This window comes from Verrucomicrobiales bacterium (genome assembly GCA_016793885.1).
Taxonomy (GTDB): Bacteria; Verrucomicrobiota; Verrucomicrobiia; order Limisphaerales; family UBA11320; genus UBA11320.
The window spans coordinates 44,037-65,905 of record JAEUHE010000042.1 but is presented as its reverse complement, the minus strand read 5'-3'; the positions used below and the strand labels follow the sequence as shown (position 1 = coordinate 65,905).

Sequence of the window (21,869 nt, the reverse complement as noted above, 5' to 3'; positions counted from 1 at the left end):
TTCAGATCTGATGTCGTCAGCCTCGGACTCGCACACGACGGATCAACAGGCCTTAGCCAAGGCAACGCTCTCACGTGTACGCACGGGCCTGGATCAAGGCCAGATGCCAGCGATGAGCCAGATCGTGCAGGTCATCCGGGAGATTAGCGAAAAAGCCGACCAAATGTCGGTGCAAGACCTGGCCGACATGATCAGCCGGGACGAGTCCACCATGCAGCGGATTCTGTCCATAGCCAACACCCTGGCCTACAACCCTGGCGGAGCCGAGATCACCACCATACCTCAGGCGGTTACACTGGTGGGGTTTGAGCGCATCCGAAACTTGGCCATCTCGGTGCTCCTGCTGGAAAACGTCGACCAGAATGCCGGAGCCGAAGTCAACCGCGAGCTGGCGGGGCTGTCCTTGACGGGGGGACTCTTCGCCGCGGCCTTCGGTCGCCGAATCCCCGGAATGGAGCCTGATCTGGCATTCCTGTGCGGGGCACTTCGAAGCTACGGTCGGATGCTCATGTGCAATTTTCTCCACGATGACTATCAAAAGGCTCTCGAGGCCGCGAGTCAGGGAGGTCTGGGTTCGGACACCGTTTTCCGACAGCAGTTCGGGCTCACGCCCCTGGAGCTGGCACATGAACTGTTAACGGGCATGCACATGCCGCAGATGATCCTCAAAACATTGCACGAGATCCCCCAGGAGATCCGACATCAGCTCAACACGACTCCCGCAGCCGAGCTGTTGATCTCTGCCGAACTGGGGCTGAGAATCGCCGAATCACTCGCCAGCCAGCCGTTGGGCCCACATGACTTCAAAACACGTCTGGCCGAGGTGACCAAGGATTACACGGATGAGTTCCACCTCGGCCCAAGCGATGCAGGCAGATTGGTAGCTGATGTTGTTTCACAAATCGCGTCCTTCAGCCAGGCAGGCAAATTTGCCACGGGAAACGTGGTCTTGTTCAAACGGATGGAGTGCCTCAGCCAAGGCGTTCGCCCTCCAGCGCCATTCAAACCGGCACCCAAAACGGCGCCTGCGGCCAAGGACACAGCTCCGCCACCGCAAAATGTCCCGAGGGAACCCCGAGTTCCTACCGATGCGAAAAAGGCATCCACGGTTCTCGGGAATGCTCGCCAGCAACTCGAACGCCTGTTGGCACAGCCCAACCCAAATTTCCGCGAATGCTTCGATTTGCTCGCCTCCAGCCTGCAAAAGGCCCTCGACCTTCAGAGCTGCCTGGTGTTTTTGCGCGAGCCGGGTGGATTGGATTATCGTATGGAACAGGGACTGGGCAGCCTGACGACCGTTGTGAATACCAGCACGGTCCTGCGATCCGGACAGCGTGACGTTTTCGCCGTCCCGCTCAGCCGAGGTGAGGATGTCATGATCCAGAACCCTCAGGATCCACGAATGAAGGCTTTCATCCCCGAGTGGCTAAGGCCGGCGGGAACTCCCATGCCGTTCATTCTTCTTCCCCTTCGGGATGAACAGGGGACCTACGGCTTAGTATGCGGGAACACCACCAGTCACAACACCCTCACCGTGGCCAGCCAGCTTCATGACGAACTACGTTTGGTCCGAGAGTTGATGAGCCGCGCCGGCCATCGCATTCGAGCGCGACAGCCCTAACGAGATCTGAGTGTCGTCCACACGGGACGATTCCCCTACCCCGAGCGCAGCGGGCACTGAATGCTTCACGGGAGCAAAGAAGGGATGATCTTCGACAAGCACAGCGAAGCGGTATCGCTGGTCAGCACTAGGTGTGAGGTATGCACAGCTCTCACATCACACGGAAGTCGACTGAGCGTCTCTCAAACTCACACAGCTGGCATCACCGGCTGATAGGATCGTTAGCAGTTCTGTACGCGCTTTTCAGCTCGCTGACCACCGCCCACTGCGAAACCCTCGTATCATGCACCGGCACACCCGGCGATGCCTACGATCGGGGCTTCTACATCCCTAGCTATCCAGGGAATACTCTCGATACGGCGCGACTCGAGCTGTCGTCGTTCAACCTGGGCAACTACAAAGTTACCCTCACGGCTCGTCGAAACACTTACGACGGCACCATCCTAGGAACATCCACGGTTTCGTTCAGCCTGACCACAATTTACCCCTCCGCGAAAAGCATCACCTTCCCCTTCCCCTCTCCTCGCATCGCAAAGGGCAGTCGCGTCTGCTTCATCCTCACTCTGGAGGAAAGCCCCTCCGGCTCCCTCTATTATTCGGTGCCTGGAACCAGCGGAGGTTGCACGTCGGTCGTTCAGACGGATGGAACGCGACCGCCGCTCGACACGTTCCGCCGCAATGGGGTCAACTTGGTGATCACCGGCCAAGACACCTTGATCGTGGCTCCCGGTGAAAGCATCCAATCGGCCATCGACGCCGCAGCGGTCGGCGACACAGTCCACGTCGACGCAGGGACCTTCACTGAAAACATCCATCTGCGCAGCGGTGTGAATGTGGTCGGATCTGGATTCAACTCCACGACCCTCCGAGGCCTGGGCGATGGCACGGTGGTCACTGCCATTGGAGTGACCAACTCCCGCTTCGAAGGATTTCGGATCACTCGCAGCGGGACCACCGGGGACTCCGGGGTGCTCATCAGCGGCGGAAGCCTCCTGCTCGACAATAACTGGATTACGGGAAACCTGGATGGCGTTCGAATTCAGAGCCGAAGCAGCTCCATCATCCGCAACAACATTATCCAAGGAAATGGAAGTGCCACCGACTCCATCGTGAACTACGGCATCATCAGCCTGAACTCCACTCCTCTCATCGCCAACAACCTCGTGATCAGCAACAGCGGGGTAGGCATCTATCTAGCTTGGCCTGACTCCGCCGGAACCCAGGTCATCAACAACACGGTCTCCGGCAACACCGATAGCGGTATCTGGTGCTACAACGGCGCCAACGCCATCATCAAGAATAACATCTTCCGAGCAAATGTTTCTGGCATCAGCGCCACCCATGGAGCGGTGCCGCAAATCTCCTTCAACGATGTTGTCGACAATACCTGGAAGAATTACGACTCGCAGGTCGGCGGGATAGCCAACCCGGGGCCAGGTGATATCAGTGTCGATCCGCTGTTCGACGAGGCTTCCAGCCCTCCCTTTGCTCTGGGCATCGGGTCCCACTGCATCAACGCAGGCGACCCGAACCCCATCTACAATGACCGGGATGGAACCCGAAATGACATCGGCTGTTTCGGCGGGCCCAGTGCATCTCTCGGCGGCCTGGGCTCTCCGCTCAGCACCGGATTCCTGTTCAGCAATATCGGTAAAATCCCCACCTCGGAAATCACGCAATCGGGCGCGAGCATCGGGCTAGCCAATGTGCGAAGCTCCGTGGCCAGCGCGCTTTCCATCTACCCCTACAAAGACGCGCCGCTTGGCGGCAACCTCTGGCTGCATGGACTGTTCGGTTCGAGCGATACCGCTATCCGTTACTACCGAATCTACGCCGCCAAGTGGACCGGCAACACTCCGCCCGCTGCGGCTGACTTTCAGCCCATCACCGATCCACTCTCCAAGATCCGCTACACCATCAACCCCTCGGGAACCGTCACGTCGACCTTGGAAAGCATCGGCCCCGATGCCAACGGACTCTACCGACGGACGGACTCGGGCTATTGGTCTCATTCCGACCTGATGATGATCTGGAACACCTATGCGCTGCCCGATGGGCGCTACGATATTCTCTGCAAGGGTTACTTACTGTTCCTGGGCAACCCTGTTGAACTCACGCTCCCCGAGAACGCCCTGACTCGCATCACCGTCACGATCAACAACCAACCCGTGACTGCGAAGATCAACCGATTGCTCAACAACTCCGGAGTGGAAATTCCGGCTTGCGGTTTCGTTCCCCTGGCGACCGATCGGGAGAATCTGAAGTTCGACATCACCGCCTCCCACCCGTCGGGCTTCTTGCGAGACTTCACCTTGGAGGCTCTGTATGGGCGTAACGGCTACGGAGGTGTGATCGCTCACGATCACTACGCGGGACTTCACGATAGCGCACCTCCCACCTGGGGAGGCGTCACGGGTGTGATCTCCAACTCCGCACCCTCCCACGCCTCCGGCGCGTTAGTGCCCTGGACCAGTTGTGCCTATCAGTTCCGCCTCACCGCGTGGGCGCGAACCACCGATGGGTTCAACCACCTCTACTACGCTCAGTATAACGATCATTACTCCCTGAACGTCCGATCGCTCATCCCAACCCACTGCGTCGCGGATCTGGACGGGGATGGAGATGTCGATGGGGCTGATCTGGCGATCTTCGCAGCACAGTACGGACGAACCAACTGCCTCTCGGCCCCCGTGCAATAGCGCCGAGCAGCACTGCCAACCCATGATCGAACACTTGCTATGAAGATACAAATCCAACGATTGGCCCCACTCGCCTTACTCCTCTGGTGCTGCCAGGTTAACTTGCAGGCATCAGTCAGAGTATACGGCGAGGCCTCCTCCACCGGCCCCTTGGTCCAGGTGCAGGTCTTTGCTGACATCTCAGGCCCGGCGATCGTGAGTCAGACCTTTCGCCTGTCCTACATCCCCAGCCTGTTGCGGGTCGCTTCAGCGACACTCAATGAGTCGACGTGGTACTTCCACGACGGAAAGAAGTTGCTACCTCAGGTGAGGCCCGACGCCACCACCGCAGGGCAAGTGCTCTTCGTGGGCGGACACCTCGACGCGCGCACGGCGCAGGTGGGGATCGGCGGGAACCGCATCCTGCTGGGCAGTGTGAGTTTCGCACGACGGACTCAAGACACACCCAGGTTCGAACTGGCCATCGGCCACCTAGGATTGTTTGCGAGCTTCGTCACGACCAACGCAACGATTCTCGAAGCTGAACCAGGCGTGGTCACGTTTCAAGCTGTCGCGCCGGATGCTGACGACACCGATCTCGATGGCCTGACCGACGCTTGGGAGAAGAAGTATTTTGGCAATCTCCAGGCCGCCTTCTATTCCGACGATGCTGATCGCGATGGAGCCAACAACCTGAGTGAGGAAGCGATGGGATCGGATCCCACGGATCGCCGATCCAACCTGCGGGTCAGTATCGTGCCCGGGCTGGAGGAAATCACCCTCCAGTGGCCCAGTGTCGAGGGCCGCACCTATGCGATCGAGGGTGGCAGCTCATTGAATGCGTTGAAGGACCTGAAGCGAGGCATCCGCGCCACGCCGCCGCTGAACCAGTCCTCATTCTCCCGCGTCCAACTGAGCAACACCTCCTACTTCCGGATCCGAGTCGAAACACCTGATTAAACCCAACTCCCCTCAACGGGTCCCCTCCCCTATGGACTTGGCCAGTCCGCACTCGGTAGGCTTCCTCCTGAACCAACTCGATGAACGTACGTTCATCGAGTTGGTAGGCCGCCGGGCTTGAGCCTGTTGATAGCGATGTCAGCGCTGCTTGGTTTAGGAGTCAAAAACAGGCCAACAAAATCAAGGCTAAGCCCCTCCTGGATCGTTAACTAAATAGGCAATCCATTTAGCCAGAGTAACTTCCGGCGATCCGGCCCCGAAACTTCTTTGCGTTGGCAATCCCCCCCCCGGCTATCTGGTCAGCCGACCAGCCAGTACAAACTCGATGAACGTACGTTCATCGGGTTGGTAAGCCTCCGGGCTTGAACCTGCTCATGGCGGTGCCATCGCTCCTCGGCTCAGGAGTCAAAAATAGGCCACCAAAATCGAACCTAAGCTCCTTCCAGATCGTAACGAAACAGACAAGCGGTTGAGCCACTTTGACTTGCCGCGGTCCGACCCCGAAAGCGCAGCTACGACCAACTCGATGAACGTACGTTCACCGAGTTGGTAAGCCTCCGGGCATGAGCCTGCTCATGGCGGTGCCATCGCTCCGTGGCTTAGGATTCAAAAATAGGCACAAAATCAGCCCCCCCCTTACAATGATGATGGGCAAGGTGCAGCTTGGAACTATGCCAGCATTCCAGGAAGCTCCGGAGAACGCCTCAGACGCTGATCTTCGAATCTGATAAAGTCGTTCCATGAAAGCCCGTTATATACCTCTTCTTGCGCTGATGCTAGCGGCACCTGAAGCCTCGCTTCGAGCCCAGGGGATTATCAACGGCGGATTCGAGCTTTACGATTCCACGACCACGTTTCTGCTTGGTTGGAGCGTTAGAAATTATGATGGCACCGGGAAAATCGGAACAGTGGATAATGGTGTGGCTGGCTCACTTGTTCCGTTTGGAGTTCAAGCCTCACAGGGATTCTACGCAACCATGTATGGGAAGGAGGCTGACCCCGGAGGCTTGCCGATTGGAAACTATTACCTCTTCGCACGCGGTTTGGGTACCAGTGCCATCGTCGCTGAGCAACTGGTGACGATTCCAGAGGCAACAAGAACATTGCAGTATCGTGCGCTGTTTGGCGCGCTTGGAGATGTCGTGGTGGAGGTCGATGGAGTTCGACTCGAATCACAAGTCAAAACCATAGTGGCCGCTGGCGGTGTTCACGGTGTCGTCAGTGATTGGTGGATCGATATGAGCGGCTACACAGGACAGAAAGTGCGCCTTCAGGTAATATTGGGTGACGTCGGAGTAGGGATCGACGAGGTTCGGTTTTCCACGGAACCTATTCCAGAGCCAGCAGGCTACTTAGTTTTCGCCTTGGGCTGCGCCGGATTACCAACTCTCCGCCGAAGGAAGTCAGCCTTCTGATAATCCACGTGCAGAGGCCCGTATCGGGAGGTAGCCTGCCTTGTCAGCTGAGCCTGGAGCCATGATGGGCTCAACGAGATCAAACCGATAAGCTCAATCGGATCGATCTTCGACCAAGTCCCGCCCGGGTTTAATCACGCCGGGGAGCGGGTTGACCTCGATGCTTGCTACTCACAGGCGACTCAGCTCCTACTTCAATCCAGCTTCCGAACTCGGAAGAAGCCTTGCTGCAGCGGTGCGCCGCTGTCGGCGATGCGGGCCTGGTAACGTCCAGAGGAGGTCTCCACCACGACAACGGGTATGGTCGTCCAGTGAATTAAATCGCGGGTGCTCTCGACCGCGAACCGGCGACCCGGCTCTCCGGTCCAGCGAACCAGCACCTCGGCATCACCCGATCCTCCAGCCGTGCTCGGCGTGGATGGGTCGCTGATCCCACTGACCGCGATCTCGTAGATCACCGCCTGCAACCGCGGAACCGCAGGAGCTGACGGCGGAACAAACTGTGTCGGTAGGTAATACCGAGTCCCATCGGCTCCCGAACTCAAGCCAGCTCCACCTAGGGTGGTCACCTTGAGGAAGTCGAAGGCTGACGCGTCTTGATAGTAGATCGCGATGCGTCCGCCGCCACCGCCACCGGACTCTTGGGCGCCGTTGCCGCCATCGGCACTCATCGAACCGGTCCCGGACAAAGTCCGCACGTTGATCCAAATGGAACCACCCGCACCACCGGCCGCGTAGCGAGATCCACTCTCACCATCGGCCGCGATCTTGCCCTGCAGTTGCAACGTCCCAACATAGAGCCTTACGACACCACCACCGTTGCCCGCGCCACCGCTATCGGAGCCGCCGCCACCACCTGGCTGGGTGGGGGCCTGCTGATCGTCGTAGAGTTCACCCACAATGCCACCGGTATTGCCAAAGCCGCCGCTTCCGCCGTGACTTCCGCCGTTGCGGCGGGTGCTGCCCAACAAACTGTCGTTGCCGAAAGTCTTTCCGGACTGACTGAAGTTGCCCGGCTTGGATGCGCCGAGATACCCTAGCTGGCTGACATCCACCCGACTCGTGGCATCCACCGTCAGGACCTCATCCACCACCAACTCTAAACCGAACTGGACGTCCCCGGTATTCGAGGGGTGGGTGAGCAAACTACTCCCCACGATCTCGGCCGTGGTAGCCCGGAAAGTGCCTCGTCGATCCGACAGCGATGTGTCGGCGTCGACCAACTCCACGATGGCCCCGCCCCGAACGCTCAGCTTGCCCACAGTCGGCGTCACGCTGTAGGCGTTGCCGACCACGGCCGCCGGAGTCATGTTGCCGTCGAGCGGATCAGTGACAATGGTCGTGGCGGTGTTGCTCACGATCAAGAAGCTCGCAGCCTGCGCGGCATTGGGTTTGAGGAGTAAACCGACTAACCCACCGGGCGGCAAATTGGCGTTGGTGTCGGTGAGCAGAGTGGCCGAAAGCGCAGTGCTCGTGCTCCCTCCGACCGACAAGAGCGGGGTCGCCCTGCTCGGAGCATTGGCCCCGCGAGAATCAATGACCAGATGTCCGGTCGGAGCCACCGCGGACTGGAAGTAGATTGTTCCCGGCGAGCCGCTACGGAGACCACCCGGACCGCCCAAAGCTTGGACTAGATCCACGACGGCCTGAGCGACTGAATCCGAATAGATGGCGATTCGACCGCCGCCGCCGCCGCCTGACTCGGGACCGCTGAAGCCGCCATTGGCAGAGATGAGACCAGAACCGACGAGAGAGCGTGCCCGAATCAAGATCGCACCACCGCTGCCGCCCCCGGCATACCGTGAGCCACCCTCGCCGTCGGCCAGGATCTGTCCTTCCAGAACCAGCGAGTCGATGTTGAGGTGGACCAGGCCGCCGCCGCTTCCGGCGGGACCGCTATCAGATCCACCACCGCTACCCACTTCGTTTGGACTGTGAAACGCGCCGTAGACAGAGGCAGTCGTGGATTCGGTGTTACCCATCGCCCCCATGCCGCCATAGCTGCCACCATTGCGTCGAGTGCTACCGCCGCTCGTCGTGTTCCCGAAGGTACGACCCGACTGGCTGCCCCCATTGAGCCCGCGTAAGCCACCCAAGTAACCCCGCCGACTCACGTCGATTCGGCTGTCCCCATCAATCAAGAGGGTTGTGGCGTTGATCTCCAGTCGCCCTTCCGTCGTCAGATCCGTAAACGCGTGGGTCAGCACCGCGCCGTTGGTCAGGATCAAGCTAGAGAGGGTGACGCCGTCGGCTGAGACAATGGCCCCATCCACGATCAAGTGATCGCCCAACAAAGTCGGAGGAAGCGGCGTCTCGCGACCCGAACCGCGAATGACCACGTCCGCAATCGCTGTCCCGCGCTTGGTGACGATCGTTCCAGGGGCACCGACGTCGCGACCCGAACCACCCAAGGACTCCAGCTTCAGCAGGCCAAAGTTCGCCGCCGTCTGATAATAAACCGCGATACGACCGCCGCCACCGCCACCCGACTGAGGCCCGCCGTCCCCGCCGTTCACCTGAATGCTTCCCGAACCGGAGATGGAAGTGGTCGTAATTTTGATACCCCCGCCGCTGCCACCGCCGGCATAGCGTGAGCCGATGTTGCCGTTCGCCCGAATCTGTCCCTCCAGCGAGAGATTGGTCGCCGTGATCCGCACGAGCCCACCGCCGCTACCGGCCGCGCCACTGTCAGAACCGCCGCCGCTGCCCAGCTCGTTCGGGTCGTAGAAGGATCCGTAGGTTACATTCACGGATTGCTCCGTGTCGCCAGTGGCACCCAATCCACCATACCCGCCGCCGTTGCGCCGGGTACTTCCGCCAACAACGGTGTTGCCCAGCGTCCGACCCGATGAACTGCCCGCATTGGCTCCGTTTAGCCCTCCCAGATACCCGCGTCCAGACACGTCGATTCGGCTGTCCGAAGAGATGATGAGATCGGTCACTTGGAGCTCCAACCGGCTTTCGCTAGCAGCACCCGTTCCGTCGTGCGTCAGAACCGCGCCATTCGTGAGCAGCAGACTGGAGAGAGTGACCAGATTTCCGGAAACTCGGGAGCCCTCCACGATCACGTGATCGCCCTGCAGCGTCGGCGGCAGCGGGGTTTCCCGTCCCTCGCCGCGGATCAACACCTGTGCAATCGCGGCACCTCGCTTCGTAACCACGGTGCCAGGCGCGCCATGATCTTGGCCTGAGCCGCCCTTCGACTCGAGCTGCAACAGGTCAAAGTTCACCGCGCTCTGGTAGTAAACGGCAACGCGGCCGCCACCACCGCCGCCCGACTGGGGTCCACCGTCGCCCCCGTTCACCTGCACCAGACCCGATCCTGAGATCGTATCGGTGGTGATCTTAATGGCACCACCGCTACCGCCACCCGCGTAGCGAGACCCGGATCCACCGTTCGCACGAATCAGGCCTTCGAAAGACATGGTCTGGGCCGTGATGCGAACAACGCCGCCGCCGTTCCCAGCAGCTCCGCTGTCCGATCCACCGCCGCTGCCGGACTCGTTAGGATCGTAGAAGGATCCATAGATGCCGTTGACGGTTTGTTCGGCGTCGCCGGTCGCTCCCAACCCGCCGTAGCTGCCGCCGTTGCGACGGGTGCTGCCACCGGTCGTGGTATTGCCCAAGGTTCGACCCGACGCGCTGTTCGCGTTCGCTCCCTTGAGCGCGCCGAGATAGCCTCGTCCGGTAACATCGATGCGGCTGTCGGCGGAGATGATCAACTGTCCGACATTGATTTCCAAGCGGCTCTCGGTGTCGGCGGTGGCTGCCGGATGAGTCAGAACCGCGCCGTTGGTCAGCGTGAGACTGGCGAGGTTCAGAGCCTTGCCGGAGACCACAGCGCCATCCACAACCAGATGTTCCCCCTGGAACTCCGGCAACGGCGTCTCGCGGCCGGTGCTGCGAATGACAATGGTTGGAATGTTGCCGGCCTGTCGGGCGACGACCGTACCCACGCCACCCGTGCCCCCCTCACTACGTCCGCCGCCGCCCGCGGCGGAAAGACTCTCGAAAGAGAAATTGGTCGATGTGTTGTAGAAGATCGCGATACGTCCCCCGCCACCACCGCCTGATTGTAGGCCACCGTCTCCGCCGTTGGCGGTAACCAGACCGGAACCACTGAGCGAATTCGCCGAGATCTTGATACCACCGCCGCTGCCGCCACCGGCGTATCGCGAGCCGGATCCGCCGTTGGCCAGCAACTGGCCATCCAGGCTGAGGTAATCCACCTGGATGCGAATCAGCCCGCCGCCGTTGCCGGCTGGACTGCTGTCTGATCCGCCACCGCTGCCCACCTCGCTGGGATCGGAGTACGACCCGTAGACCTCGTTGACGAATTGCTCCGCATCCCCCGTGGCCCCAATCCCGCCGTAACTGCCACCGGATCGCCGGAAACTGCCGCCCTGCGTGGTGTTGCCCATCGTTCGACCGAAGGAGCTGAAGGAGTTATCCCGGCTGAGCCCGCCCAAGTATCCCCGGTCACTCACATTGATCTGGCTGGTGGCATCCACTTTCAAGGAGTTGGCGATGTCTAACTCCAATCCGAACTGAGTCGCGATGGTTGCATAGGGGTGTGTGAGGCGCGCCCCGACCGAGAGCTCGAGTTCGGTGGCGACCAGGCGACCACGACGGTCGGGCCGTTCCAGATTGGCATCGGCAATCTCAACCGTCGCACCCTGACGAATGATCAGGCGTCCGACCGAAAGCTCGGCGGAATAGGCATCGCCCACCCTAGCGACATCGGTAAGGTTGCCATCCGCCGGATCCGTGAAGATGTAGGACCTGGAGTTACCCACGATGCGGAAGAGCCGCGTGCTGGTCGGGTTGGGCTTCAACTGCATTCCAATGAGCGCACCGGGCACGAAGGCAGCCGCACGGTCACCTAACAAATTCGCCTGTAAGACCGCCGAGATGCCCCCGGCCAACGATCCTAGCGGGGTAGCCTCGGCCAGGTTATTGGTGCTCGTGCGGGCCACGACCAACTCGCTCAGATGGCTGGCCTGTTCCACGTAGACGGTTCCCGGAGTCCCCTCACTCCGAGCGGTGAGGTCGCCCCCACTCGCCTGCACATTCGTAAAGACGACCGAAGCAGCGTTGGTAAAATACAGCGCGATGCGCCCGCCACCGCCGCCCCCCGATTGGGGTCCCGAGCCGCCGCCATTGGCACGGATCGCCCCGGCACCGAGCAGGTTACCGGTCCGGATATAGACGCTCCCCCCTGCCCCGCCACCCGCGTATCGGGAGCCATCTTCCCCGTCGGCCAAAATCTGTCCCTCCAACTCGATCGACTCGGCCGTGATCTGCACACGTCCGCCGCCATTACCAGCTGCGGTCACATCGGAACCGCCACCGCCGCCCAAAGTTTGGGGAGTCTTGAAGGACCCATACGGCTGAGCCGGCGTAGGCTCGGTGTCGCCCATTCCCCCGAGTCCCGCGTGACTGCCACCGTTGCGTCGCGTGCTGCCACCGATCGTGGTGTTTCCGAACGTACGACCGGATTGAGAGGCGTTGTTCGGCGCACGCAGGCCACCCAGGTAACCACGTCCCGTCAAATCGATCCGGCTGGTCGCATCGACTACCAGGCGAGTGACCGACAGCTCCAACCGAGGCGCGCCGCTGAGGCCCGCGATCGGATGGGTCAGCACCGCCCCATTGGTCAACACCAACGTTCCCAACCGAGCGCTGCCGTCAAACGTCACCGTTCGGCCATTGATAACCACGATGCTCGATCCATCGTTCGAGTTGGTCGGATTTGTTCCCAAAGCCAGCTCAAAACCATCCGGAACTCCATCCGCATCGGTGTCCGCATGAAGCGCGTTGGTCACGAATCCATTCGACCCGGAAGTTTCGACGGCGTCGGGAATTCCGTCACCATCGGTGTCGCTCTCGTCTGGATTGAGGCCCAAAGTCGTCTCCTGAGCGTTGGTAAATCCGTCGCCGTCGCGATCCTGATCATCCCGATCCGCAATCCCGTCGAGGTCCCGATCCTGCAGAGTAACCACCGTAACGGCCTGCGTCGCCGACAACCCGCCTCCATCCAGCGCCCTCACCAAGAATGAGAGCGACCCTGGGACGGAGCTCCGGATCAGCACTGGCCCGCTAAAGCTCCCCGTGGGGAGAGGACTCTGAAAATCCAATCCTCCGCTTGGAGCGAAATAAAGCGTCTCGAAAAGCCGAACGCGATCGTCGGCCAACGACTCCCGCACCTGCAACCGAAGCAGATTGCCATCGGGGTCAACGGCGCCGACCAGCACATTGGTCAGCACGCCCTGCACCACCTCCACGACAAAGGGAGCTTGAATCGTGGGGGGAACGTTCGGAGTGAACGGATCCATGCCCTGAGCGAGTTCGTCAGCATTGCTCACCCCGTCGCCGTCGGTGTCCTCGTTGGCGGCGTAGATGGTGATGGTGGCGAAGGCCGAGGCCAGTTTCACGTCCGACGCACTGAGCGCTTCTGCCCCGATCGTGATGCGATTCGTGCCGAGGGAGGCGATGGACGGCACTGGAAATAGATTCGTGTAAGGCGAAGCGGTCACGACGGAGACCTCGCTCCCATCGGCGAGGAATCGAACCTTACTGAAGATCAACGTGGCGCTTCCCGCCCGCAGAACCAAAGCTTGCCCTTCCACGACGGACTGACCAGGGAGCGGGCTCGCCAGCTGGAATTCCGAGGTTCGGAAGTCATTAGTGATCGATGCGACCAGCGAGTTATTCGCCAAGTCCTTCACGGTCGCCGCGACCACGAGACGATACAGAGTCTCGGCGGCAAGCGGAGCCACCGGATCCACCGTCACCGACTTGAGATCGGGAGCCAACTGGACAACCGCCGGCACAAGGGCTCCATCGTCGGCTTTGGACAGAGTGATCGAGTTCGTAGTGACCGTGTTGCTGTCCAATGGCTCCGAGAAGAGCAAGCTGACCACAATTCCCACATCGATGCCTGTCGCGCCCGGTGACGGAGTGCTGCTCAGGAGAGTGGGTGCAGTACGATCGGGCATGCGGAACGAGCGCACCACCTGGGCCGAGACGTTGCCGGCGGCATCGCGAGCCGTAAGGGTCACCTGGACCGACTCCGCATTCACGGGGGCGGTGGATGGAACGGGCAGATCCAGTTGGTAGCTGCCATTGGTTTGGGCGGGGGAGATAGTTGTGGTGGAACTGAGGGAGAAAGCGCCAGCCACCTCTAAAGTAACCTCGGTCACACCGAAATTGTCAGCCAGCTGCAAGGATAGCGGGGTCACCGTTCCAGGATTCAGCACGGATCCGGCCGCTGGCGACACCAAAGCCATAGTTGGAAGCGTGGCGTCGCGGATGGGGATGCTCAAGGTTTGCTGACCGCTCGACTGGCCGATGTCATCCGTAGCCTCGGCAAAGAACTCAATGGTTCCGGGGCCGGAGGTCGACGGAATGATCCCTTGGATGCGCACCAGGGAGCCGTTGGTGGTGAGCAGGCTGGTGCCGGGCAGGCCGCCTACGATGGCCTTCAGCTGGCTGATGCCGCTGTCATCCGATGCCACCACATCCACGATCACCGTCGATCCGCTCGCGGCAGGTCCATCGAGAGGAAGCACACGCACGAAGGTCACAGTCGGACGCTGGTTCACATCCACCTGAACGACCAACTCGCCCAACGGACCCTCATTTCCAAAGATATCCGTGGCGATAGCCCGGAGCGTGGTCGCGCCGCTGCCCGGCAGCTTCACGTTGAAGCGGTAGGGTTTGTTGGTGGTGGTGCCGAGGGCCGTGAAGTCTTGGCTCAACCGCACTGAAACTCCGGGTTCATCCGTTTCCAGCGATACCTCGATGGGGACGGTGGCGTTCGCGGCCGGCCGACGACCATCGGCAATCGCGACGGTTTTCAATCGAGGTCCGACGGTGTCCAACGTATCGAAGGTGGCGACATAGGGCTCATTGGTCGACAGATTGCCCGCCAGGTCCAAAAGGTTGCTCGCGATCAGCGAATAGCGAGCATTGGGTCGGAGGTCAGCATTCGGCAAGAAGCTCAGGACCTGGCCGTTCAACCCGACGGACGCGGTACCGGGCACCTCGCCGGAAGGTCCGGTCAGCCGGAAGACGAATCCGGTGCTCCGCAGCGCCTCGTTGAAACTGAGCCGAGGCAGGCTTCGAGGATCGATCTGAATGGCCCCATTCGTCGGAAACAGAGAGAGCAGGACCGGCGGATCGTTATCGTCGGTCGTAAAGCGGGACAGCACCGGAGAGGTGAGTGGCCGTTTCACCAGATCGAGGGGACCGCTGCCCGTCGCCTGCCCACCGGCGCCGAACACTTCGCCGGCGACGACGACGATCTCATATACCCGTTCGCTGAGAAGCGGACGCAGCGGGGTCAGTCGAACAATGCGAGGGATGCCTACCTCGTCGTCGAGAAGGACCAAGCTCGCGTCGACCTTGGCGGATCCGCTGCGAAGATACACCCCCTGAGGGTTCACCGAGGCGGGGATGAGGGCTTCCGAGAAAACAATTTCCACGGCGTTCGTCGTATTCACTCCCACGCTTCCGTAGGCCGGCGTAACGCTGAGCACGCGAGGAAACTCTTCATCAAAAGCCAGGTCGCCGAGCTCCAGATCCTGACCGTTGGAGATCAGCTGCCGATCGAGTTCCACGACTCCTCCAAACGCAGGCGCGGCGGCGGTGAGGTGAAACGAGCCAAGTGGGACATTGAGAAACTCGAAGGCGCCGTTGGCGTCGGTGAGGGCAGCTGCCCGGCCTGGGTTGGTGCTCTGGGAGTTGTAGAGCACCGCGAGATTGACGCCTTCAACCGGCGTCTCGCCGTCCGCCCGCACGAGACGCCCGCGGATCCGTCCCGAATCGCCCAGACGGATCCTCACAGAATCGCTCTCCTCGTGCTGTGAAATATCGCCGGAGACCGATCCTGCCAGCGAAACATTCTGCGCGGTGACTCGATACGGTCCTAATGGAACATCATCAAAGGTAAAGCCGCCCTGAGCTCCGCTAATGGCAAGGCGTTTTTCGCCCGAGAATAGCGGGGCGAGATACTGAATGACCACTTCCGCTCCCACAACGGGCGTGGAGCCATCGCTGCCTACCACTTGACCGGACACGTTCCCGACGCCTCGCAGCCTCAGCACCAACGGAGGGTTGGTGCCGATCTGATTGATCGCCACGCTACCAGAGCTCCCGCTGTGCTGGTTGCCGGCGCGGGAAGAAATGGCGACTGCGGTGACGCTCGAACGATAGGGTAAGTCGATAAACAGGACTTCACCCGATGGCCCGGTGTCCTGGGAAGGACGCCCCGAGAGCGTGACGCGCACATTCTCTGCCGGGGTCAAGCCATCCTCGCGGAGAACCTGGACCGGAAGGACGCCCAACTGCTGCAACTGGATATCGACACTGGCCAGCAAGGACGGCTCTGAGAGCACGCCCGAGGCTTGTCCAGACACCCCTCGCCCGCCCTTGACCTTGTCCAGATCTCGAGCTGTCAGGTGGAAAGCACCCACGGGAGATCCCGGGAAGCTAAAACGCCCATCCGGCCCTGTAGTCACGCTGCGCGAAGCGGTGACCCCGTCGGAGAACCGAATGGTGACAGTCGCTCCGGGCACGTAGCCTTGGCCATAGCTGTCGGCCACAAAACCGGTGACTTCGCCTCGGGCTCCTTCGACGATCAGCACTGTTTGTTCCTGATCGGGCAGTGTCAGAGTCACGCTGGCCTGAGCCGCAGCACCGCTGACGGGATCAGACGTCGTGAGCCGATAAGTGCCGATTGGAACTCCGGTAAAACGAAATCGTCCTTCATCGTCCGTCGAAGCGAAACCGAGATTGCCGATGGCGACCTGCGCACCAGCCACAGGCGTCACTAGATCGCGCTTGACGAATTGCCCCACGAGAGTGCCCGTGGCCCCCAGTCGCAGTGTGACAGGCGTCGTGCTGTTGGGACCTACGGAGGCACCACCCCGAGCGTAAAGACGAGTAGCACCGTCGAGGTACTGCGCACAGACCGCATAGGTTCCCTCCCACAGATCGGTGAAGGTCACCTCGCCCTGTTCGTTGGCAATGAGAGTGATGCGCGGATCGCGCGGGAAAGATCCCTGCTCGAGATCGACCTGTGCACCAGGAGCCGGCAGGCCATTGCCACGAACCACCACCACCTTCACGGCCGAGTTTTTCGTGAGCAGGCTGACATCGACAAAATTGGTGATGCCAGCGGTCACGCCGAGGTAGGCTTCCCCGCGCAGCCCCGATTCTGCATCAAAAGCGGTCACCCGGTAACCGCCGGCCGGGACCGCAATCTGGGTATCGAACACGCCGTTGGTGTCGGTCTGAATCTCGTAGTCGTTGGAGATGCTGATGCGCACCTTGACCCCCTCGCCCACCAGGGAGCCGTCCGGACGCAAGACCCGGCCGGCAATTCTGCCGTTGACCTCGCGAATCGGCGGAAACTTCATGACGACATTGGTGACATTCGGATCCAGCTCGGTGGTGAAGCCCTCCTTGCTTAGGATGACGGGATAGAACGGGGACGCAACCTGGAGAGTCCAGGGACCCGCTAGCAGGTTACCCGGAAAAATAAACAGCCCCGTGGCGGGATCGCTGTCCAGCTCGCCGCGAATGGTCATCTTCGGCTCCCCGTTGATGGCGGGACCAATGCCGTTGAGTCGGACGCGCGCGCCAATAGGAACACCTTGATGGTTGACAACCTGTCCGGTGACTGAGCCTTCTGCGATGTACCGAATATTGGCCTCGACCGATTCTCCATCGAATCGCAGACGCGTGCGGGTGTAACCCCAGCTGCTCGGACGGAAATTTAACTGCGCACCCGTCAGCAGGGGATCGTTCGCCCCCACAAACACCGAGATCGCCTCCTCGAAGGCCGCCATGATCTCTTCTTCATTCCCGCTACGGATCTTCTCGTTGAGAGCGCGAACGTCGAGGGTGTTGTTAAACACCGCGTTGGCAGGCGCGCTGAGGGTGTAGGATCCCAAACCAAGGTTTTCAAACACGTAGTTGCCCTGGCTGTCGGCATCGGTCCACAAGAAGCCCCCTTCGATGGGAATCGCGATGCGCACGCCTCCCTTGGGTGCCCCGTTGACGTCCAGAACCTTTCCAAAGATCCGTCCGGCTGAAGAGAACTTGATGACCACAAAATTGTCGACGCCGGGAACGATGGTCATCGTGGTGGTGCCCAACCGAGGAAACTCGATCCCCGCGGCAAGGTTACGCTCAATACCGGCGCTGAACGAGCGGGAGCCCAGCGGGACGCCCGCCAGGGTGAAGTAGCCATTCGTGTCGGTTCGGACCAGGGACTCGCCACCCGCGACGAGCGCGTTTGGGGCCGGACGGCCATCCTCAAACTGAACCCGGCCGAACACACGGGTGGTAGCCTCTAGAGCCACATTGACGACTGTTAGCACATCCGCCTGCGGCACCACACCCGCGCGCACCCCTTTGCGTTTGCCATCGAAGGATACCGCCACCACATCCAAAGAGCGCAGCGGCACGTCCTTCGCCTCCCAATTGCCATCGCTATCCGTGGTCGCGATTCGGACCACATCCTTGACGGAATTGAGTTCCAGCGTACCTAGGAATACCCGGGCTCCCGCTTGGGGTGTGAGATTGTCGGAATCAAAGACGCGGCCTCTGAACTGGGCGTAAGGCGTGATTTGGGAAGGAAGAGAAATAACTAGATTCGTCACTTGATCCGGGACCGACACCAAACCGGAGACAGTGCGCGTGCGTCGGTCCGAAGTGGCCACCTCCACGGAGAAGACACCAAGGGGGACTCCGTAGAAGGCAAAAAGGCCTTGTTCATCAGCAAGGATACCCCGTCCCAACTCTCGGGAATCCAGGTCGGGAAACAGGTTCACGGCAGCGCCCGGAATCGGGCTCACACCGTCCGCGGCAAGCACCTGGCCCGTGACAATGGCGCGGCCACGAAATCGGAGAGCCACGGGAACTTCCTGCCCGATCCGACCGGAATCTGGCGCGATGAAATCGCGAACCAAGGCCCGGTCCAATCCTTCAACCTTGGCGATGGCCTGGGGCAGCGAGCCCGCAGCGAACGCACCCAGGAGCGTGTCCCGGGTTGCTTCGGACGTCGCCAGTTCTTCGATGCGTTGGCTATCGACCGCTGTCTGCGTGGTGGCCTCGGCGATGATGGCCAGGGCTTCGGCGGAAAGCTCACCGGTATCGGTGGCAGAGATGGAATAAGGGATGCCAGCCAAGACAAAGTCGAATTCGAAAGCACCCTTCTCGTCCGTGATCACCTGGCTGACCCGCCGGGTCCAACTCTCGCAAAAGAGCCCGCTGAACGCCTGGTCATACATCGTCAGAGTGACCGGAATTCCCGCGGCGAGCTGACCATTGCCCCGCAACGCTCGACCTTTGATCGCCACACCGTCAATGAAGGGCGCCGTTGTCCCCGGTTCGACGGATCGGATGGGGCGGCTGGGGGTGACGAGCGCATTCCCGCGCGAATCCGTGATCCCTTGGAAGGACAGCGTGCGCTGCCGAATCGCGCTGACTCCCTTGCGCAAATTGAGATACACGACCCGCCCGCCCGGCTGGATCTGCGCCGAGTTTGCCCCGTTACCGCCGTCCACCGTGTAGGCGCTCTCGTTGCCGGCAGTCGCCTGAGTCATCGGCTTGGAATACACCACCGCCAGCACGGTGCCGTAATTAAAAATGTTCTGGGGCCCGATGCACGGCGCGAACGGACGCCCCGCCAGAATGGAGACATCCTGTTCCACCGCGATCACGCTGGGAGGCACTTCGACCACGGGGCTGACGATTCCCGCCAGCGAGCTTTCAAAGGTGCCGTCATTGTTCAGGTCGACCTGCAGCTCGGTCCCGGAGAAGTCGGGTCCAAAGCGATAGACGGCATTCGCGGGCGGATTGGAAATGTCCCAGCGAAGCTGCCTTCCGGTGCCATCTCCGCTTAACACGGTTGCCGCAAGCTCCAGGCGCGACACCGAGGAGGTGGGTGACCAATGCAAAATCACCGGATAGTTGGTGGATGGCACTCCGGCAGACCAAAGGCCGTTGCTTCCTTGATAAACCAAGTGGTACGGCACTTCGCTACGCGCCGGGTTGACCTGGTTCGTGCTGCTGGCCAGCGCCAGCCAGTGGCTTCCGACGGAAGCGCTGCCCAGGACCCACGGCTGGCCCAGTCCGGCCAAATCGGGGCTATGAGACACCAGGCTGGCGGTGGCATCCAGATTCTCACTTTTCAGCAAGGCGTTGAAAATCGCCTGCCTCCATTCAAGGCCGGCCTCGGTTTCCCGAAGGATTTGATCGAACCCAAGATTGGCTTCCCTTCCCCCCTGCCAATCCAGCAGCAGATCGGCCAGGACGCGTGGCAACGGGTCGTTATAGCGAAGTCGCTGACCAGCCTCCGCCAACTCCAGCACGCGGCGGGTGACAATCCCTTTGGGAATGCCCCGAACGCCAGGAGGCAGCTGCGCAGCCGTCGCAACGCTCAACGCCTGCCCCAACACTCTCGTGGCGGCAAACTGAAGGGCCTCGGGAAGAGCCGTCACGAAATCAGGCATCGCGATGGTGTCGGGAGAAAGTGCCACTCCACGTTCGTCCACGCCCATGCTCAAACGGAATCGGCCCTCGATGCTGTCGTCGCTGGTGGTCAAGTTGGAGAAGCTCACGGACCCGGTGCGAAGCGACCGCATCCGAAACCGCGCGGTGGCAGTCTGGCCGGGCAGAATGGTGCCGAGCTGGACCGTCTGCTGCGTTTCATCCTCGAGGCGAGCACCGCTGATGGAGTTTCGATTCAGGCTCACCTGAACCAGATTCGCGGGGGTGCTGCCGGTGTTTAGTAATGTCACCGAGGCCTCATAAGGTTCCCCCGCCCTGACGGTCCGCGGATGCGCGAACGCCATCGAGAACTTGGGGTTTCGAACGAGAACGGCGCCCGCCGCCTTGCCCTTCACGCGCACAGTGCCGGCGGCTAGCCCGTCCAAATCCGCAACCAGGTCCAGATCCATCACGTGAAGCCCCTCTTGGAGCCCTTCCACCAAAAACTCCGCCTGCCCGGAATCCCCTGCTCCCAGCAGTCCCACATCATCCGCGGTACCCGCTTTGCCATCGGGGCCGGGCTGGACGATGGTCTGCTCCGGCTGGATGACTTTCTGCGGCCCGACTCGAGCGAAACGGAGCGGATCGTCGCCAGGGGAGGCATATTCCGTAGCCGCGACCCGATCCGGCCCCGGAGGAAGTTTCAGGGTGGCCTTGACGTTGCGCACACTAAGTCCGGAGCCGGCCGGCGCTGCATTCTCGGTGAAGATCTGAACGCTGAAGAACTGATGGAGGTAGCCGATGTTGCCCGGGATCACCATCAGCGCAGGGATCGGGGGGATTCTCAGGGCCAGGGGCGCATCCTCGGCGGGATCGACCGCCTGGAAGTTGATGCCCTGGATCTCGATGTTCAGCGAGGCGGTTTGAAATTCGGGAGGAAGCTGCACCACCTCGCTGGAGATTTTCGCATTGAGCACCGCCGCCTCGGCGAGGCGGGCTTCCAGCTCGGCCGCAGGAATAATCTCCGTCGACTCTTTGAACTTGGGGGAGATGACCGGAAAGCGGATGGGGATGGTCTGACCATCCAGCACGAACGCTGCCTCGAACTCCACGGCCCGGAAATTGGATTCGTCGATAAAGATGCCCTTTTCCTGAATCTCTTCCAGGGTGAGCGGACGGGAGGTGACGCGCGAAACGAGGATCTCGTCGAACACGCGCACTGGAACGGTTCCGGGGGTCGCCTCCATCACGGTCTCTCCCGTAACGCCGTTCACCAGTCGAATATTGCTGAGCTGGTAATCCCCCACCAGATTGAGCGGAGGGAAGAGCAGAGCTTCATTGACGGCGCCCACCAGTCTTCGAGGCTCGGGCAATCCTGGCCCTCGAAGCACCGCCTCCACATAGCTGGATCGGACGGGCTCCTGGGTCAGATCCACCCCCGCCAAGTCGACACGCACCGAGCCCGCAATGCCCTTGGGCACGGCGACCGCGGCCGGACTGGTAATTAAGGCGGTGCCCCCAACCCGATACTCCACGGTCGTGAGCTGAGCCCACGCCGGAAACACGAGGAGCAGGTGCAAAAGAGCCGAAAGCTGCCAGATGCGTGCCACAGCTCCGGCTGGGCGCGCGGCCCGCTCGGGAGCGGTTCCGATCACAACGTCGCGGCTTGAGGAAGAGAAACTCATGGTCGTGATG

At 61.1% G+C, this 21,869-nt stretch carries 5 protein-coding genes; 4 read left to right on the top strand and 1 reads right to left on the bottom strand.

Annotation, left to right across the window (positions count from 1 at the left end; genetic code table 11):
• Positions 1 to 10: 10 nt before the first annotated feature.
• The 4 genes from JNN07_05315 to JNN07_05300 all read left to right on the top strand — a co-directional run bounded on the left by JNN07_05315 (position 11) and on the right by JNN07_05300 (position 6,674).
• Entirely contained in the window at positions 11 to 1,621 is a 1,611-nt protein-coding gene (locus JNN07_05315) for an HDOD domain-containing protein (GenBank protein ID MBL9167137.1), read from the top strand.
• Positions 1,622 to 1,761: 140 nt separating this feature from the next.
• Positions 1,762 to 4,320 carry a right-handed parallel beta-helix repeat-containing protein gene (locus JNN07_05310; GenBank protein MBL9167136.1) on the top strand — a complete coding sequence of 853 codons (2,559 nt, stop codon included), beginning with the start codon at positions 1,762 to 1,764 and terminating at the stop codon, positions 4,318 to 4,320.
• Between the two features lie 39 nt (positions 4,321 to 4,359).
• A complete protein-coding gene (locus tag JNN07_05305) occupies positions 4,360 to 5,259 on the top strand; it encodes a hypothetical protein (GenBank protein MBL9167135.1) in 900 nt (299 codons plus the stop codon).
• Between the two features lie 740 nt (positions 5,260 to 5,999).
• Positions 6,000 to 6,674, top strand: a complete 675-nt coding sequence (locus JNN07_05300; protein MBL9167134.1) for a hypothetical protein — start codon at positions 6,000 to 6,002, stop codon at positions 6,672 to 6,674.
• A 194-nt stretch (positions 6,675 to 6,868) separates the two neighbouring features.
• Here the strand turns inward: JNN07_05300 and JNN07_05295 are convergent, their stop codons facing one another.
• Positions 6,869 to 21,859 (bottom strand): carboxypeptidase regulatory-like domain-containing protein, encoded by a 14,991-nt coding sequence (locus JNN07_05295; protein MBL9167133.1) that lies wholly within the window; start codon positions 21,857 to 21,859, stop codon positions 6,869 to 6,871.
• Positions 21,860 to 21,869 lie beyond the last annotated feature (10 nt).

What these genes read in the sequence shown, in the direction of transcription:
- JNN07_05315 (MBL9167137.1), top strand. Translation starts at nt 11, where the DNA reads ATGTCGTCAGCCTCGGACTCGCACACGACGGATCAACAGGCCTTAGCC.
- JNN07_05310 (MBL9167136.1), top strand. Translation starts at nt 1,762, where the DNA reads ATGCACAGCTCTCACATCACACGGAAGTCGACTGAGCGTCTCTCAAAC.
- JNN07_05305 (MBL9167135.1), top strand. Translation starts at nt 4,360, where the DNA reads ATGAAGATACAAATCCAACGATTGGCCCCACTCGCCTTACTCCTCTGG.
- JNN07_05300 (MBL9167134.1), top strand. Translation starts at nt 6,000, where the DNA reads ATGAAAGCCCGTTATATACCTCTTCTTGCGCTGATGCTAGCGGCACCT.
- JNN07_05295 (MBL9167133.1), bottom strand. Translation starts at nt 21,859, where the DNA reads ATGAGTTTCTCTTCCTCAAGCCGCGACGTTGTGATCGGAACCGCTCCC.